The sequence below is a fragment of the Metabacillus litoralis genome (assembly GCF_003667825.1).
Classification (GTDB): Bacteria; Bacillota; Bacilli; order Bacillales; family Bacillaceae; genus Metabacillus; species Metabacillus litoralis_B.
This window is the reverse complement of record NZ_CP033043.1, coordinates 2,065,791-2,080,920: the sequence shown is the minus strand read 5'-3', so window position 1 is coordinate 2,080,920 and position 15,130 is coordinate 2,065,791. Positions and strand designations below refer to the sequence as shown.

Annotated in this window: 19 protein-coding genes; 12 read left to right on the top strand and 7 right to left on the bottom strand. The window is 34.1% G+C overall.

Annotated elements, in window-relative coordinates; genetic code table 11:
- Positions 1-2: 2 nt before the first annotated feature.
- From D9842_RS10180 to D9842_RS10160, 6 genes are all read left to right on the top strand, one after another.
- Complete coding sequence (locus D9842_RS10180; RefSeq protein ID WP_121662431.1) at positions 3-1,265, top strand: phenylacetate--CoA ligase family protein; 1,263 nt, start codon at positions 3-5, stop codon at positions 1,263-1,265.
- Between the two features lies 1 nt (position 1,266).
- A complete protein-coding gene (locus tag D9842_RS10175) occupies positions 1,267-2,373 on the top strand; it encodes a 3-dehydroquinate synthase II domain-containing protein (RefSeq protein ID WP_121662430.1) in 1,107 nt (368 codons plus the stop codon).
- 20 nt (positions 2,374-2,393) lie between these two features.
- Positions 2,394-3,158, top strand: coding sequence for a 2-amino-3,7-dideoxy-D-threo-hept-6-ulosonate synthase (locus tag D9842_RS10170; protein ID WP_121662429.1), 765 nt, complete (start codon positions 2,394-2,396; stop codon positions 3,156-3,158).
- 8 nt (positions 3,159-3,166) lie between these two features.
- A complete protein-coding gene (locus D9842_RS10165; protein ID WP_121662428.1) occupies positions 3,167-3,355 on the top strand; it encodes a hypothetical protein in 189 nt (62 codons plus the stop codon).
- A complete protein-coding gene (locus D9842_RS25845) occupies positions 3,348-3,488 on the top strand; it encodes a hypothetical protein (protein ID WP_162987391.1) in 141 nt (46 codons plus the stop codon). Before D9842_RS10165 ends, D9842_RS25845 begins: the two co-directional genes overlap by 8 nt.
- A 201-nt stretch (positions 3,489-3,689) precedes the next feature.
- A complete protein-coding gene (locus D9842_RS10160) occupies positions 3,690-4,313 on the top strand; it encodes a CAP domain-containing protein (protein WP_121662427.1) in 624 nt (207 codons plus the stop codon).
- 39 nt (positions 4,314-4,352) lie between these two features.
- On the opposite strand, the gene D9842_RS10155 is transcribed toward D9842_RS10160, so the two are convergent.
- Positions 4,353-4,535, bottom strand: a complete 183-nt coding sequence (locus D9842_RS10155) for a hypothetical protein (protein ID WP_121662426.1) — start codon at positions 4,533-4,535, stop codon at positions 4,353-4,355.
- Between the two features lie 132 nt (positions 4,536-4,667).
- On the bottom strand, positions 4,668-4,886 hold the full coding sequence (locus D9842_RS10150) for an alpha/beta-type small acid-soluble spore protein (protein ID WP_121662425.1): 219 nt from the start codon (positions 4,884-4,886) through the stop codon (positions 4,668-4,670).
- A gap of 261 nt (positions 4,887-5,147) precedes the next feature.
- Here D9842_RS10150 and D9842_RS10145 point away from each other — a divergent pair, with 261 nt between their 5' ends.
- Positions 5,148-5,927 (top strand): alpha/beta fold hydrolase, encoded by a 780-nt coding sequence (locus tag D9842_RS10145; RefSeq protein ID WP_121662424.1) that lies wholly within the window; start codon positions 5,148-5,150, stop codon positions 5,925-5,927.
- A gap of 143 nt (positions 5,928-6,070) precedes the next feature.
- Positions 6,071-7,117 carry an aldose epimerase family protein gene (locus D9842_RS10140; protein ID WP_121662423.1) on the top strand — a complete coding sequence of 349 codons (1,047 nt, stop codon included), beginning with the start codon at positions 6,071-6,073 and terminating at the stop codon, positions 7,115-7,117.
- A 46-nt stretch (positions 7,118-7,163) separates the two neighbouring features.
- Here D9842_RS10140 and D9842_RS10135 read toward each other — a convergent pair whose 3' ends face one another.
- Positions 7,164-7,355, bottom strand: coding sequence for a hypothetical protein (locus D9842_RS10135; RefSeq protein WP_121662422.1), 192 nt, complete (start codon positions 7,353-7,355; stop codon positions 7,164-7,166).
- 147 nt (positions 7,356-7,502) lie between these two features.
- Here D9842_RS10135 and D9842_RS10130 point away from each other — a divergent pair, with 147 nt between their 5' ends.
- Positions 7,503-7,784 carry a hypothetical protein gene (locus D9842_RS10130; protein ID WP_121662421.1) on the top strand — a complete coding sequence of 94 codons (282 nt, stop codon included), beginning with the start codon at positions 7,503-7,505 and terminating at the stop codon, positions 7,782-7,784.
- Positions 7,785-7,855: 71 nt separating this feature from the next.
- Here the strand turns inward: D9842_RS10130 and D9842_RS10125 are convergent, their stop codons facing one another.
- Positions 7,856-8,635, bottom strand: coding sequence for a hypothetical protein (locus D9842_RS10125; RefSeq protein ID WP_121662420.1), 780 nt, complete (start codon positions 8,633-8,635; stop codon positions 7,856-7,858).
- Positions 8,636-8,848: 213 nt separating this feature from the next.
- Between D9842_RS10125 and D9842_RS10120 the strand changes: the two genes are divergently transcribed.
- On the top strand, positions 8,849-9,484 hold the full coding sequence (locus tag D9842_RS10120) for a hypothetical protein (protein ID WP_121662419.1): 636 nt from the start codon (positions 8,849-8,851) through the stop codon (positions 9,482-9,484).
- 57 nt (positions 9,485-9,541) lie between these two features.
- Here the strand turns inward: D9842_RS10120 and D9842_RS10115 are convergent, their stop codons facing one another.
- Positions 9,542-11,074 carry a bifunctional metallophosphatase/5'-nucleotidase gene (locus D9842_RS10115; protein ID WP_121662418.1) on the bottom strand — a complete coding sequence of 511 codons (1,533 nt, stop codon included), beginning with the start codon at positions 11,072-11,074 and terminating at the stop codon, positions 9,542-9,544.
- 206 nt (positions 11,075-11,280) lie between these two features.
- Here D9842_RS10115 and helD point away from each other — a divergent pair, with 206 nt between their 5' ends.
- Together helD and D9842_RS10105 are read left to right on the top strand one after the other, a co-directional pair.
- A complete protein-coding gene (gene helD, locus D9842_RS10110) occupies positions 11,281-13,623 on the top strand; it encodes an RNA polymerase recycling motor HelD (RefSeq protein WP_121662417.1) in 2,343 nt (780 codons plus the stop codon).
- A 20-nt stretch (positions 13,624-13,643) separates the two neighbouring features.
- The gene (locus tag D9842_RS10105; protein ID WP_121662416.1) at positions 13,644-13,922 is read left to right on the top strand and encodes a hypothetical protein; all 279 of its coding nucleotides are present in this window, start codon (positions 13,644-13,646) and stop codon (positions 13,920-13,922) included.
- Positions 13,923-13,994: 72 nt separating this feature from the next.
- Here D9842_RS10105 and sinI read toward each other — a convergent pair whose 3' ends face one another.
- Positions 13,995-14,129, bottom strand: coding sequence for a DNA-binding anti-repressor SinI (sinI, locus tag D9842_RS10100; RefSeq protein WP_232273337.1), 135 nt, complete (start codon positions 14,127-14,129; stop codon positions 13,995-13,997).
- Positions 14,130-14,305: 176 nt separating this feature from the next.
- On the bottom strand, positions 14,306-15,064 hold the full coding sequence (locus D9842_RS10095; protein ID WP_121662415.1) for an NADPH-dependent oxidoreductase: 759 nt from the start codon (positions 15,062-15,064) through the stop codon (positions 14,306-14,308).
- Between the last annotated feature and the right edge of the window lie 66 nt (positions 15,065-15,130).

The window sequence follows — 15,130 nt, the reverse complement described above, 5'->3', positions numbered from 1 at the left end:
AGATGAACACACAAGACAAGATTGCTGCTTTAAATGAAGTACTAAACTATGCAAAAACATCACCATTTTACTCTACTCGAATTCAAAATCTACCACTACATTCATTAGAAGACATAAAAAATATACCATTCACAACAAAATCTGATTTAAGAGAGCAATCACCTTTTGGTCTTTTGCCAACTTCTTCAAGTTCTCTGTCACAATACCATGAGTCTTCTGGAACAACAGGTACTCCTGTATCAGTATGGTATAACGAAAAAGATCTTGATGAAATTACGAGCGGTATCGCTAGCTGTGGTGCTTCTTTTAACGAAAGTGATATTGTTCTAATCCGATTTCCTTACGCACTTTCAACGATTTCACATTTTGTTCATCGTGCCGTACAAAGGCAAGGCGGGTGTGTTGTACCTGCTGATAGTCGAACAACAATTACACCAATGTCTAAAGTCATTGATTTAGTAAAAAGGTTAAATGTAACGGTACTGGCATGTATTTCTTTACAAGCAATCATGCTTGCTGAGGTAGCAGAAATGCTTGGATTAAATCCGAAAAGGGATTTCCCTTCATTAAGAGCTATTTGCACTGCTGGTGAACCATTAACACCGTTTCGTAGAAAATTAATAGAGGAAATATGGGGTGTACCTGTATTTGATAATTATGGGATGACCGAAGTAGGTACAACAATGGTTGATTGCTCATCACAACGATTACATGTATTTGAAGATTATTTTCATGTCGAAGTTCTCGCAGATGATTTAAAAACAGATGTAAAAGATGGTGAAATTGGAAATTTAGTGTTAACTACTCTTCGCAAACGGGCAACACCGATGATCCGATATGTAACCGGAGATCTAGTTCAAGTAGTAGAACATCCTTGTTCCTGTGGTAGAAATCGTTCTTTTGTTATTAGAGGTAGAAAAGAAAATCTAATTACGGTTGATCGTATGTCTTTTGATATGCATGAATTAGAGAAAATGATCTCACCCTTACCAGCAAGGCGTTTTTGGTCAGCGGGTAAAATCAACTCTCATCTCTATATCTTTATTGAAAAAGAAACAAAAGATGATCAGGTCTTAGGCGACTATGTGGAACGATTGAAAGAAAAATACGGAGTTGCCCTTTCTATTATCCTCTTAGATAGAGGAGCATTATATGACAGATCTGATGATTTATCCTTTGGCATGGTAGCAAAACCACATTACTTTTTATCAACTCAAGAAACAGAAAATTTATTAAAAATGAGCAGATCGGAAGGAGCTAATTAATATGCAACAAAAAGCTAGGCAAGTATGGTATGACGGTAGAGGAGTCTCAGTTGAAAATATGGATGTTTGGGAGTTAATTAATCATTCTCCAATTGATAAAGTACTAGTTTCTCTTCAACAGCGTCAAGAAGGATATTTCCCACAAAAAATGACATTCATTACAGAAGTAAGCAGCAGTGAAGAATTAGAGCAAGTGCCTGCTGAAGACACCGTTTTTTCTAATAGTCAAGAAGTTTTAGCAGATGCGAAAAAACGCGGTCATCAAACATGTATTTTTTATTCTGTTGATAATCGTGAAATGCTAGAGCGTTGTTCGAGAGAAGCAAGTGAATATGACTATGCTGCAGTAGATTTTGACTTACCAACAAACATTCCACTTGAACTAATTATTGCTAGATTAGAAGAAAGTAACACTGTATTATTACGTGCTGTTAACACAGCAATTGATACAGAAATTGCGTATGGAACACTTGAAAAAGGTAGTGACGGTGTTTTATTTGCGACAACAAATGTTGATGAAGTAAAACGATTAACTGCATTTATGTCAAAACAATCTTTGCCAAATTTAGAATTACACCCAATGGTTGTTACGGATGTTGTGCATGCTGGTATGGGTGTTCGTGCTTGTATTGATACAACAGGCATTATGACACAAGATGAAGGAATGATTATTGGTTCCACTTCAGGTGGAGGAGTATTTGTTTGCTCTGAAACACATTATTTACCATATATGAACTTAAGACCATTTCGTGTTAATGCAGGTGCAGTTCATTCTTATGTATGGCAGCCTGAAGATGCAGCGGAGTATTTAAGTGATCTTAAAGCTGGAGACAAAGTTCTTTGTGTGAATACAAAAGGTGAAACACGCGTATTAACGGTTGGTCGTATTAAAACTGAAGTTCGTCCAATGCTGTTAATCAAAGGGAAAGTAGGAGAGCGTGAATTGAATGTTGTTGTACAGGATGACTGGCACATCCGTATTATGAGTGCAGACGGCAAGCCTCGTAATGCTTCAACAATTAAGCCTGGAGATGAATTATTGTCTTACATTTGTGAACCAGGTCGTCATGTTGGTGTAAAAGTTAGCGAAACAATTATTGAAAGATAGAATAAATTGGAGGAATTTGTATGTCCGGTAAAGAAATTCGTCTGAAAAAATTATATCATCATTCCGATAAGTTACTAATTGTTCCAATGGATCATGGTATTACAATAGGTCCTGTAACTGGTTTAACGGAAATCAATCAAACAGTAAATGCCGTATTTGACGGAGGAGCGGATGCTGTTGTTGTGCATAAAGGACTTGTTCGGTATCTAACAGATGCATTAGGCTCCAATAAAGGTGAGCTAATTATTCATTTATCTGCTTCAACAGCGTTAGCTCCAGAATCTCAAAGTATGCGAAAAGAGCTTGTATCCTCAGTAGAGCACTCGATTCGTTTAGGAGCTACGGCGATTTCAACTCATGTGAATCTTGGGTCGCAATTTGAGGCGGAACAGATTAAGGATGTTGGTTTAATCGCTGAAGAATGTGATAAATGGGGATTGCCATTGCTTGCGATGATGTATGTACGTGACGGCTCAAAAGTACATGAATTTGATCCAGAACGTATACGTCATGCTGCCCGTGTAGCAGAAGAGCTCGGGGCAGACATTGTAAAAGTAAATTACAGTGGGTCACCGGAAACGTTTAGGCAAGTTGTTTCTGGTGTGAAAATCCCTGTTCTTATTGCAGGGGGAGAGAGATTAGGTTCGAATGATGATTTATTGACAATGATCGACGATGCTGTAAGTGCTGGTGCGAATGGAATTTCCATTGGTCGAAATATTTTCCAAGATGAAAATCCTGAAAAGCTATGTGCGAATATTCGCTCAATTTTAAATCAATCATGAGGTGAAACATGGATAATCAAAAAATGAATGAAGCTATTGGAAGTTTATCATCTAAAATCGCTGATTTAAAAAAACAAGGAGCAAGTGGCCAAGAGATTCAAGGTGCCGTATTTGAAATGTTACAAGGATTAGGCCTAAACATTCCACTTGATAAAATTACTCAAAATATGAATGGTGGGAATAAGAACGATGAATAAACAAGAAGTAAAAGAAGTTGTCCAAGAGTTCAAGCAACAAATTAATGCTGCTCTTGAAGGAGAAAACCAGTCAGAAGACATTAAAGCTGCTGTCTATGAAATGCTAAAAGCTTTAAACGTTCAATTACCATAGAAATATGAATGATTGTCAATAAATTCATCGCATTTTGAGGTTGGCCGTGTTATAGGCCAGCCTCTTTTTCATTTTTGTTATAAAACGTTTTAAATAATCTATTAATCATCATAATTTTGTGAAATTTTAATGAATGATTTTCAAGATCTAAGACAAACTATAGTGGTGGAAAAATGAATAATTAAATTGGAGGAAGACATGATGCTAAAAAAACTAGTACTTGCAACTTTTGTTTTTTTATTAGCGATTCCGGCCGTGTCCTATGGACAAATTAAAACATTTAAGGAACCACCATTTGAATTTTACAAAGTTTCTCCTGGCGATACTTTTTGGTACATAGCTCAAAGATATGGCTTAGATTATAAAAAGCTTATGGAACTAAATCCAAATGTTGAGCCAAGAAACATGCATGTTGGTGAGGTTATTCGCCTAAAGGCTTCTGCAGGTAGTGTAAGCAACTTCCAAGATCAAGTTGTCCAACTGGTCAATCAGGAGCGAGCTAAAGCTGGTTTAAAGCCATTAACACATAGAGCTGATGTGAAAAATGTAGCTCAAAAGAAAGCGGAAGATATGATTAATTCTAATTACTTCTCTCACACAAGTCCTAACTACGGATCACCTTTTGATATGTTAAAAACATTTGGCATTAGTTATTCATATGCTGGAGAAAACATAGCAAAAGGTCAGAAAACACCTCAAGAAGTAATGAATGCATGGATGAATTCGTCAGGTCATCGAGCAAATATTTTAAAGCCTGAATTTGATGCAATAGGTGTTGGCTTTTATCACGGAGCATGGGTGCAAATGTTTATTAAAGGAAGATAGGTTAGAGGGTCTGATTGTCAGACCCTATTTTTTTATGTTTTATTTATTTTCCTCGTCATAAACGTCTCTACCAACTGCTCCAACAGATTCATTCGTTTCGCCTCTTGTATTTGATTCACTGATGTTTTTATATTTTCCATGTGATGGTTGTGTAGAACCTAAATATTTTGCTTCATGTTTTGCTTCAGTTTTAATAAATTGATCGAAATTTTCATTTACCATTACGTCAACTCCCAAATTTTTTTGACTTCTCTTTTAGAGTAACCATCTCAAAATTTTTCATTAAATTCATTTTAAAAAGGGCATCGTAATTTACGATGCCCTTAGCCAAATTTATTTTATTTTTTATCTTGATTAAAACTGGTTACGTGTTTCTCCGCCTAATTGTTGCTGAGAAAAAGAAACTAATCGCTTTGTAATTTCTCCACCAACAGATCCATTTGCACGAGATGTTGTTTCTCCACCAAGATCTACACCGAATTCGTTTGCGATTTCGTATTTCATTTGGTCGATCGCTTGAGAAGCACCAGGTACTACTAATTGGTTAGAATTGTTGTTACTGTTGCTTGCCATGATAATCCATCTCCTTTTATAAATGTATTGTTTGGTGGGTTAGGTTGGAATTGCACCAATCCATTAACCATCTAGGTTAACCCCAGATAAATGAAGAAGATGTACTGCCTTGTTGCCTTGCTGTATCGTTGTTGATATTTAATATTGCACGATAAACAATATTTATTCTTTTTTATTGAAAGAAATATTTTCCAATCCTGATGGGTAACAAATTAAGAATGTGGAATAATACGACAAGACGTCTATAAGGAGGGAAATACAGTGCCAACTGTTCAATTAAATGAGAATAAAATAATAGCGTATGATGATTTGGGACAAGGGACACCGGTACTTTTTATACATCCACCTGGGATGGGGCGCCACGTGTTTTATTACCAAAGGAAACTTAGTGAAAAAATGAGAATCATTGTTCCTGACTTATCAGGGCATGGAGATAGCTCACGGATAAAATCCAGTGAAGTCTCAATTCGTCATTATAGTGAAGAGCTCATTGAACTATTAGATAAGCTGAATCTGGAAGAGGTTGTTATTTGTGGTTATTCTGCCGGTGGAGTAATTGCTCAAAATTTATGTATATCATATCCAAATCGGGTAAGTGGACTTATTTTATTTGGTGGATATCCAGCAGTTATAAATACAGCATTTCAGTGGGAACACAAGGCAGGCATGTACATGGTTAAACACCATCAAAAACTTTTAGGTCAATTGTTAGCTATTAGTCATACAAAAAACAAAAAATTGAGAGAATTGCTTATTCAGCATATGGAGAAATGTCAACCTGGTGCTTGGTATAAATACTATCAAGTAGTATTAAGAAGTAATTTGATAAATGATATTCATAAAATTAACGTTCCTATTCTTTTGATGTATGGAACGAGATCTGATTTGATTAATAAATATTTATCTTATTTTAAAAAAAGAACGAATAACCTTAGAGTTGTCTTCTTCAAAAGAACAAACCATCAAGTGCCAACGAAAAGATGGAAATCGGCAAATAGAGAGATTTCATCATTCATTGCCACACTGAACAAAAATAAGTAATATCTGGTTTTGATTAAGAAAATTTCCGTTTTTAGCAGGAATCGAAAAATACATGATTAATTATATAGATAAAGATGTATGAACAAGTTGTGTTATAATATCTTTATGGGAAAACAAAAAAGTGTTTTAAGGGAGAGAGAAAGATGAATATAACTAAAAATACTTTCGGAGAGCTTAATAGCGAAAACGTATACAGCTATTCTCTTGAAAATGATCATGGCATGAAAGTGACATGTATAACATTAGGCTGTATTATTACTGACATCATTGTACCTGATAAAAATGGAAACTATGAAAACGTTGTCCTAGGTTTTGATGATATTGACAGCTATTTAAATGACTCACCATATTTCGGAACAATCGTAGGTCGTGTTGCTGGTAGAATCGGCAATGCCGAATTTGAGTTAGATGGTAAACAGTATTCGTTACCGAAAAATGAAAATAATAACCATTTACATGGTGGACCAGAGGCATTTGACAGAAAACTGTGGGCTGCAAAAGAGTTTCAGCATGACGGAGAAGTTGGAGTTGAGTTTTCTTATTTAAGTCCAGATGGTGAAAATGGATATCCTGGAAACTTGACCGTACATGTAACGTACGTTTTAACTAATAATAACGAGCTGAAGATTTCATACAGTGCTACATCAGACAAGAAGACTTTAGTTAACCTCACAAATCATACATATTTTAATTTAAGTGGAAATCTAAAAGATGATATCCTATCACATAAACTGCAACTAAAAAGTAATCAATTTCTAGAACTAGGTGAAAACTTACTACCTACAGGGGAATTTCTTAAAGTGGGCAACACTCCATTTGACTTCAGAAATAGTAAAGCTATAAAGGAAGCGATTGAGGGAAATCACCAACAAATACAAATAGCGGGTAATGGTGTGGATCATCCATTTTTATTAGACGATCATCATAATGAAGAAATCACTTTAGTTGAAGAACAAAGTGGGAGAAAATTAACAGTTGAAACTGATGAACAAAGCGTTGTTATATATACAAGTAATATGATGGACGACTCCTTTGTAATAAGAGGCACTCAAGCAAGAAAATATCTAGGTATTTGCCTAGAAACACAAGGGCTGCCAGATTCAATACACTTTCCGCATTTCTCTCCTTGCGTCTTAGATGTTAATGATGAGTATAAAACATCTACAACTTATTCTTTTTCAGTACTATAATAATGAAGAAGAAGACCGTAATCATATGATTGCGGTCTTCTTCTTGTTAATCACCATAAGGGTATGGAACATGAATACTGTCAATTGTTCCTGGTTCATCTTGAATCGCATTTAATGATTCCACATATTCTTTTAACTCTTTTTTCATTTCATCTGGTGCACCCTCTTTTAAGTGCCAATTACCAGGTTCATCTACAAAAAATTCACTCTTTACAAAACTAGGATACTTTTTTGACATGATTTCCCTCCATTAATGGTTTCACATTATTATTTTTTCCTTTTTAGGTAATGGCAACTCATACTTTATAAAAATGATTAGATGGCATATTTTCACTTGTTACTAACCAAACTATGGTATATGACAATATGTGAAGGGACAGATAAGATGATTTTTTATGCATGTGTAAAATATGATGAACATCATCCAGAAACTTATAAAGGCATTGAAGTAACAACACTTGGTTCAAGTGATGTTATAGCTAACTTTGAATCTTATGACCCACTTCAGGATTATCACAACTTTGTTAGCTGGTCAGAAGGTGTAGGTCAAGATAACGTTGGATTTTGCGATAGTTTGAAGCATTTTGCAAAGGACTATGAAAGTGTTTCAGATGATGCCTCACATGAAATGATGAATATGATATATGGCGAACATTCAGACTGTTAGAATTAAGTGCATCATAATTAAAAAACTGATTTCATGTAGGTAGTAACACCTTACATGAAATCAGTTTTTTGCTATTTATTTAGCGTTGATTCTTTCTGTTTGTTTTCAGTCTCCACTGGTTTTTTTTGAATGATGTGAGTTTTCGTAAAGAATTGATTAATAAATCCTGTTACATGCCGGTAATTTTCTTCAATTTTGTCAATAACATAGCTAATTCGTTCGAATAATGTTGCTTTTAAGCTATCTACATCCCGTGAAGTTTTTAGGTTGATTGCTTCTTGCTGTTCAAGTTTTTGTAGTATTGTTTTGTGGAATGCTTCTTGAATTTCGACTGTCTTTAAGATTTGTTCGTTAATCTCATTTTGTTCAGCCAATTTATCATTAAGGTCATCATGATTTTCACCAAATTTTTCTAACTTAATTGATAAGTTTTGAACGGCAGTATCTTGAATGGTTAATTGATCAACTATTGCTTGATTAAGCAGGCCTTCATCTTCATGCTTTTTTAACAACTCTTGATTAAACATTTCGATTGCTTCAAATCTTTCGAGTAAAACTTTATAGGCTTCCTCTTGCTTTTGGATGTTATCTAGCAGAGGGGTTGTTCTTTCTTCTTGATTTTCTAATTTTCTTGATAATTGGTCAAAATGATGCTTTTGCTCAACTTTTGTTTCATGAACAAGTGTATTTACTTGTGTTGAAGCATTCTTTAATTGAGAATTTATGTTTTGTTGAGATTGAATAAATTCATGTAAATAGTTCCTGCGATAAGAGTCTTGGTTTGATGTAGCCTTAACGTTTGCTGAATGTTTATATAGTAAAGGATGTTGATCGTTTTTTATATAAACCAAAAAACTCACTCCTTTCAGTCAGTTTAATAGATGATGTTAACATCATATGCCGGTACCCAGCTTTTTGATCTATATTCTTTAAACTTTTTCGTTAAGCTAACTACTAGTTATGCTCAAGCGAGCTTCTAATTTACTCAAAAATAAAAAAATAGGAAAATTTTCAAAAAAGTAGGGAATAGTAAAATAGAAATCAGAGTAAAAGGTGGGGTAAAAATGAGTATGGAATGGTTTGATCGTGTAAGTAGTGAATTACAGGACCATTTGGAGTCAATTTGTGAAAAATATGACCAAGAAGGGCATATGTCAATTGATCGAGGAGCAAAGCATCCGCGTATTGAGTTCTTTGTTGAAACAGAGGATGATGATCGTGATTATTTCTGTACGTTGTTTTTTGATCCTCACAATGAAGAATTTTATATTGAAACGTTTGACCTAGAGTACGAGCAAACATCTAGAACAATACTTGGAGATATTGAAGATATCATTGATGCGGTGCATGAAAGCTTCCATCTTTATACGAATGACGATGACTTCGATGATGTTATATACTCAGATGATGAATTTGATGATGACGAGGATTCGGACATATTCGAAGAAATTGATGTTGAGTGGGAAACACCTGAAGTTACAGCCTTTATTTATGAAGATGAAGTTGAAGTTACTTATCAGTTTGGTGTTGTCCAAGAAACAGGTGATGGAGTTCTCCGTCGAATAAACCGTATTAAAACTGACGATGATGATATGATTAAAGATGAAACAAACTTTATCTTTAGTAAAGAAGAAGCAAGTACAATTATTGCTATGATAGCAAGTCATATGGACTCTCTATCAGAGTTTGATTTGGAATAATTATAGAGCTCCCCTTTAAAAGGGGGGTATTTTTAATTACTAATGTTCAAAAAGATTCTAGCTTTTTTTCAAGTAATGAATAAAAACATCCCGAATAGTTTCACCAGTAAAAATAATTTCTCCTGCTTTAAAAGCGGTAAAACCATCCCCTCCATAAGCAAGGTAATCACTTGTTACTACAGTATATATTTTATCTGGCTCTATTTCTTTTCCTATAGAATCTTTTAGCTCAATTATTTTATTTAATTTATTTTCTGTGTGGGTCATTTGATAACTAATTCCGCTAGATTGCAAAAGATTCTCTTTTTCGTGAGTCCATTGTTGGTTTAAAATGTTGATCAATTGTTGTCCAGTTACTTGCATTTTTACTAATTTGTGATTAAAAGGTAGTGACCTATAAATATCTTCAAGTGTGACCTTTCCTTTATTTAATGAAAACCTAATCCCTCCGTGATGCAGAAATGCAATGTCACTATTTGTTTTGTCTCGAATCGCCGAAACAATCATGCTTCCAAGTTCTGATTGTCCTTTAGTATTCTTTTTTCTAGAAAGATCATGAGGGAGTGAGGATATGATTTCGTTTGTTTGTCTAGAAAGCTTTTCCTCGTATTGAGTCAAAAGGTTTACTACAGTCTGGTCTGGGTTAATAAGAGAATGGAAGGTTAAATGAATGTCAGCTTTTTTGTTAATAATCTGACCATTTTGTGGATTGATTATAATTTTAACATCTGAAATGGCTTTTCCATAGGCATAACCTTGGACAATTAATTTATTATCTACAACTGTGTTGGCGTATCCATGACTGTGACCGGCAAATATAACATCCACTTCATCGTGTAGGAGAGGTGCCATTTTAATCATATCTAACTGAGGGTTTCCACCTTTTAAATTGGATTTAGCGGAAATATGTGCTAGTACAATAATGGAACGAACACCTTGATCGATAAGCTTTTCCGTTGCTAGATTTATTGCTGCAACTTCATCTGAAATTGTAATTTCTTGACGGTTTTCTGTAATGACAAATTTATTTGTTTCGGTAGTTAAAGCACCGATGAAACCTAATTTTACACCATTCATCTCTTTTATCGTGTATGGGGGGAGAAGGGGTGAGTTTGATTTATTTTCTATTACGTTTGCAGAAATATAAGTAGCAGTAGATCCTATAAAAAATCCATCTTTATTTCCTTCTACTAGTCTTAACATTTCTTGGACTCCTTCATCAAATTCATGGTTTCCAAGAGTACCTATATCAACATTTAGGTAGTTTAAAAACTCGATTGTAGGCTCATCATGGAATAGTGCTGAAAGTGGGGGGCTTCCTCCGACCATATCGCCTGAGTGAACAAGGAATGTGTTTTTGTATTGCTTCCTAAATTTATTGATATATGCTGATACATACTCTGCTCCACCAACTTTTTGGCCTAAAATGTTGTGGTGAGTGTTTAATTGACCGTGGAAATCGTTTAGTCCAAGTAAGTGAATTTCAATCGTATCTTCGGTTGACGTTAAGGTTGTTGCTGAATAAACGGTGGTTGATACAAGTAGTAAGCTAATAAGACAGTAAAGAATGATCATTTTATGTTTAGTCATAAGGGATCCCTCCTTCTTTTCTTACTATTAGCTTAGCAATGAAAAATGAACAGACAGCAAATATTCTGTAAAGTTTTAATGAATTTATTAAAAGTAACATAAGCTTTCCAATATGTAGGATTTTCACGATAATGTCTAGAATGTAAAGATAGGAGAACAAAAATAGCGGTTAGTTTCAATAGAATAGTCTATAAAGGCGGGATTTAATGGATACTTTTGAAAAAAATCTTCAAGATGAACAAATTAGAATAAATAATGTTTTACATAAATTGAAACATGATTTAATGGGTCTACAAAAACAAACGTCAACGGTGAAGACAGATATTATCGAAATAAGAAAGAATTTCTGGGAAGATGTAACGGTGAATTTTGATGATGCTGTAGAAGCAGGTGAAACAGCTACAAGTATAAAACAACAAGCTGAATTTTTAGCTGAACGAGAGCATCGACATAAAAATCTGGACCAAGACGAAAAAAACTTAAAACGACTTATTGAAGCACCGTATTTTGCAAGAATTGATTTTGTGGAAGAAGGGGAACAGGAGGTTGAAAGTATTTACTTAGGAATTGCATCTTACCTTGATCCGAGTACAGATGAGTTTCTTATCTATGATTGGCGTGCACCAATTTCTAGTTTATATTATGACTATTCTATAGGTTCTGCAGAATTTACTGCCCCAGGTGGGGTTGTTAGTGGGGAGCTTAAATTAAAAAGGCAGTTTATTATTAAAAACGGAAGCATTAAAAGTATGTTTGATACCGGAATTACAATTGGCGATGAACTTTTGCAGGAAGTGCTTGGAGATCAATCAAACACCCAAATGAAAAGCATTGTAGCTACCATCCAACAAGAACAGAATAAAGTAATTAGAAATGAAAAGGGGAAGCTACTATTTGTGCAAGGAACTGCCGGAAGTGGCAAGACGTCAGCGGCTCTTCAGCGCATGGCCTATTTACTATACAAGCATCGTGAGACTTTACAGGCAGAAGAAATTTTGTTGTTTTCTCCGAACTTTATGTTTAATAGCTATATACGTAATGTTTTACCTGAACTTGGTGAGGAAAATATGCAGCAAACAACATTTCAGCAATATTTACAACATTCACTTCGTGATCAGTATGAGGTGGAAGATCCATTCACTTCAATGGAATATATGTTAACGGAAAAAGATGATTCATTATATTCTGTTAGAAAAATGTCAGCTGCTTATAAATCTTCGTATGATTTTATGAGTGTAATTGATCAATATTTGGATTATTTGAGTAATGAAGGGTTATTGTTTCATAATATTACGTTTAGAGGAGATATTATTTTTAGATCAGATGACATTTCATCGTATTTTTATTCGTTGAGCTCAACACTGTCTCTTTCTAATAGAGTGAAGCTTCTTTCAGAGTGGCTACTGAGCGAGTTAAAGAAAATGGAAAAAGGTGAGAGGGAAAAGTCATGGGTTGAAGAAGAAATTCAGTTTTTAAGTAAAGAAGAATACCAAATTTTTTATGAAAAATTAACGAAACAAAGAAAATTTACTGAAGATACGTTTGATGATTATGAGCGAGAGGAGAAAATGCTACGTAAATATGTTGTTAAGCGACATTTACGTTCAGTTCGAAAAGAAATCAATTCTCACTTATTCCTAAATATAAAGGAAATATATCGACAGTTATATAATATGCCTTCTCATTTTATGATTGGAAAAAATGAAAGCCTCTTAGAAGAAGAGTGGAAAGATGTTTGTTCTTTTACAATTTCCGAGATTAATCAAAACAGACTGCCTTATGAAGATGCAACTCCTTATTTGTATATAAAGGAGAAAATAACTGGATTTCAAGTGAATACGAGTGTAAAATATGTGTTTATTGATGAGGCACAAGATTATTCTGCGTTTCAATTTGCATTTATAAAGCAGCTTTTCCCGAACGCAAGATATACAGTGCTAGGTGATATAAACCAAGCAATTTATTCACACCATTCCAAATCTGGAATTGATGCATTAATGAGCTTATTTCAAGGAGATTCAATTGAAAAAATTACGTTAAACCGAAGTTATCGCTCAACCAAACCAATTATTGAGTTTACTCGTGAAATTCTTAATACTAAAAATGACATTGATCCTTTTAATCGACAGGGACCAAAACCTATTATTATTGAAAAAACAGAGCTCTCAAAAGTTGTTTCTAGCATAGTAAATAGAATCAGAACATTGGAGAACTACCAAACGATTGCGATCATTTGCAAGACTGCAAAGGAGTCACAGGAAGCTTATCAAGAACTTAAACAGCATATGAATGTACAGCTAATTGATAAAAAAAGCAATGAGTTCCAAAAAGGGATTATTGTCATCCCAGCATATCTTGCAAAAGGTATCGAATTTGATGCTGTTATTTTGTTCAATGCTTCTAAAGAGCAATATTATGAGGAAGATGTAAGAAATTTATTCTATACAGCCTGCACAAGAGCGATGCACGAATTATTTATCTATTCTGCAGGACAAGTGACTCCATTTGTTGAAAAAATCTCTAGTCATCTTTATAGCAAGGAAGAATAATGTCAAAAAGGAGGGACAATGTGGAAGTAATAGCTAACTTACCCTATATTACAGTCAAAAGAAATATTGAAGAAAATATTTTATTTCATAGAGAAGAACAACATAATATCACATTGTCTACTAGTGAAATTACCACTTCTTTTGAAACTTTCTTAATAAAGGATGTATTAGATATTTCGTATCGGATCATTTCAAAGGAAATAGGATTTCTTTACTTACATACAACAAGAGGTATGTATTCATTTCAAATGCGATCCAATCCTGAGCAATTTATCAAGGAGTTTAAAAAGATAAAATAAGGTTTTAAATAAAAGGGACAGATTTTTCAAGGAGAAATGAAAAATCTGTCCCTTTTACATATGTACCGAAGATTAAGTGCGTTTTTTTTCTTTTGCTTTTTGTTTCAAAAATTGTTTGAACTCTTCTTTACTAATATTGGACTTCATCGCTTCGAGTGTTAATTCTAAAACTTCATTTTTCCTGTCATTTTTCATAGCATCAGTCAAAATGTATCACCTCCGCAGTTAGTAAAGGATGCTTAGAAAGATACTAATTCTCTATACCCGGATGAAATACGATTAAAACCATTTTTCATTCATTTAATCATAATTTTTTAGAAATGTTAACTAAAATATATGTTAGATTAACAAATGAAAAACTGACAAGGAAAGTATTGTCAGTTTTATGATAAATCTTTACAAGTAAATCCCTGCTTCTTAAGCATTTTGGGTACGTCAGGGTAGTTATTATTATAATGTGAGCCTTTATAAAAGTTCGATATTCTTTCAGTCCACGAAGTATCTCTTTGACCATTTGTTTTATTGAGTTGGTGCTGTTTATACTGCTTGTTGTACTCTTCTATATATTTTTGTTGATTCTCATTATAGGACTCACTATGAACAAAAGCGTCTTTAGGTAATCGAGGGTTTAAACCGGGATCCTCTGAAGGGTAGCCAATACATAATCCTGATATCGGAATAACATATTCAGGTAATTGTAATAATTCAATTACTTCTAGTGGTCTTCGACGTATCCCACCTATTGGAACAGTTCCTAATCCTAATGATTCAGAAGCTGCTATTGCATTACTAAGTGCTATCCCAACATCTGTTGCACCAACTAATAAGGAATCAGCATCATTTACTACTTCAAAAGGAACATTTTCCATTTCACTTGCTATTTTCGCCCGGTAAAAATCCGCACAAAAAACTAAAAAGACTGGTGCCTGATCAATATGTTTTTGATTTCCACATAAAACAGAAAGCTCTTGCTTTTTCTCTTTATTTCTTATAACAATAACAGACACCTGCTGCCCGTTAATCCAATTCGGAGCTGCTTGAGCTGAGGAAAGAATCGCATTTAGGTGTTCTTGTTCAACCTGTTTATCTTCATATTGACGAAAAGAACGGTGACTTGTTAATGTGTTAATAACATCATTCACAAATTTTACCTCCTAACAATCTTCTTAATTGTACTTTACTTGATTTTACCTTTTCTTTCAAAGATT

Excerpts from the sequence above, each read along its gene's own strand:
- D9842_RS10180 (WP_121662431.1), top strand. The coding sequence starts at position 3 with ATGAACACACAAGACAAGATTGCTGCTTTAAATGAAGTACTAAACTAT.
- D9842_RS10175 (WP_121662430.1), top strand. The coding sequence starts at position 1,267 with ATGCAACAAAAAGCTAGGCAAGTATGGTATGACGGTAGAGGAGTCTCA.
- D9842_RS10170 (WP_121662429.1), top strand. The coding sequence starts at position 2,394 with ATGTCCGGTAAAGAAATTCGTCTGAAAAAATTATATCATCATTCCGAT.
- D9842_RS10165 (WP_121662428.1), top strand. The coding sequence starts at position 3,167 with ATGGATAATCAAAAAATGAATGAAGCTATTGGAAGTTTATCATCTAAA.
- D9842_RS25845 (WP_162987391.1), top strand. The coding sequence starts at position 3,348 with ATGAATAAACAAGAAGTAAAAGAAGTTGTCCAAGAGTTCAAGCAACAA.
- D9842_RS10160 (WP_121662427.1), top strand. The coding sequence starts at position 3,690 with ATGCTAAAAAAACTAGTACTTGCAACTTTTGTTTTTTTATTAGCGATT.
- D9842_RS10155 (WP_121662426.1), bottom strand. The coding sequence starts at position 4,535 with ATGGTAAATGAAAATTTCGATCAATTTATTAAAACTGAAGCAAAACAT.
- D9842_RS10150 (WP_121662425.1), bottom strand. The coding sequence starts at position 4,886 with ATGGCAAGCAACAGTAACAACAATTCTAACCAATTAGTAGTACCTGGT.
- D9842_RS10140 (WP_121662423.1), top strand. The coding sequence starts at position 6,071 with ATGAATATAACTAAAAATACTTTCGGAGAGCTTAATAGCGAAAACGTA.
- D9842_RS10135 (WP_121662422.1), bottom strand. The coding sequence starts at position 7,355 with ATGTCAAAAAAGTATCCTAGTTTTGTAAAGAGTGAATTTTTTGTAGAT.
- D9842_RS10130 (WP_121662421.1), top strand. The coding sequence starts at position 7,503 with ATGATTTTTTATGCATGTGTAAAATATGATGAACATCATCCAGAAACT.
- D9842_RS10120 (WP_121662419.1), top strand. The coding sequence starts at position 8,849 with ATGAGTATGGAATGGTTTGATCGTGTAAGTAGTGAATTACAGGACCAT.
- D9842_RS10115 (WP_121662418.1), bottom strand. The coding sequence starts at position 11,074 with ATGACTAAACATAAAATGATCATTCTTTACTGTCTTATTAGCTTACTA.
- helD (WP_121662417.1), top strand. The coding sequence starts at position 11,281 with ATGGATACTTTTGAAAAAAATCTTCAAGATGAACAAATTAGAATAAAT.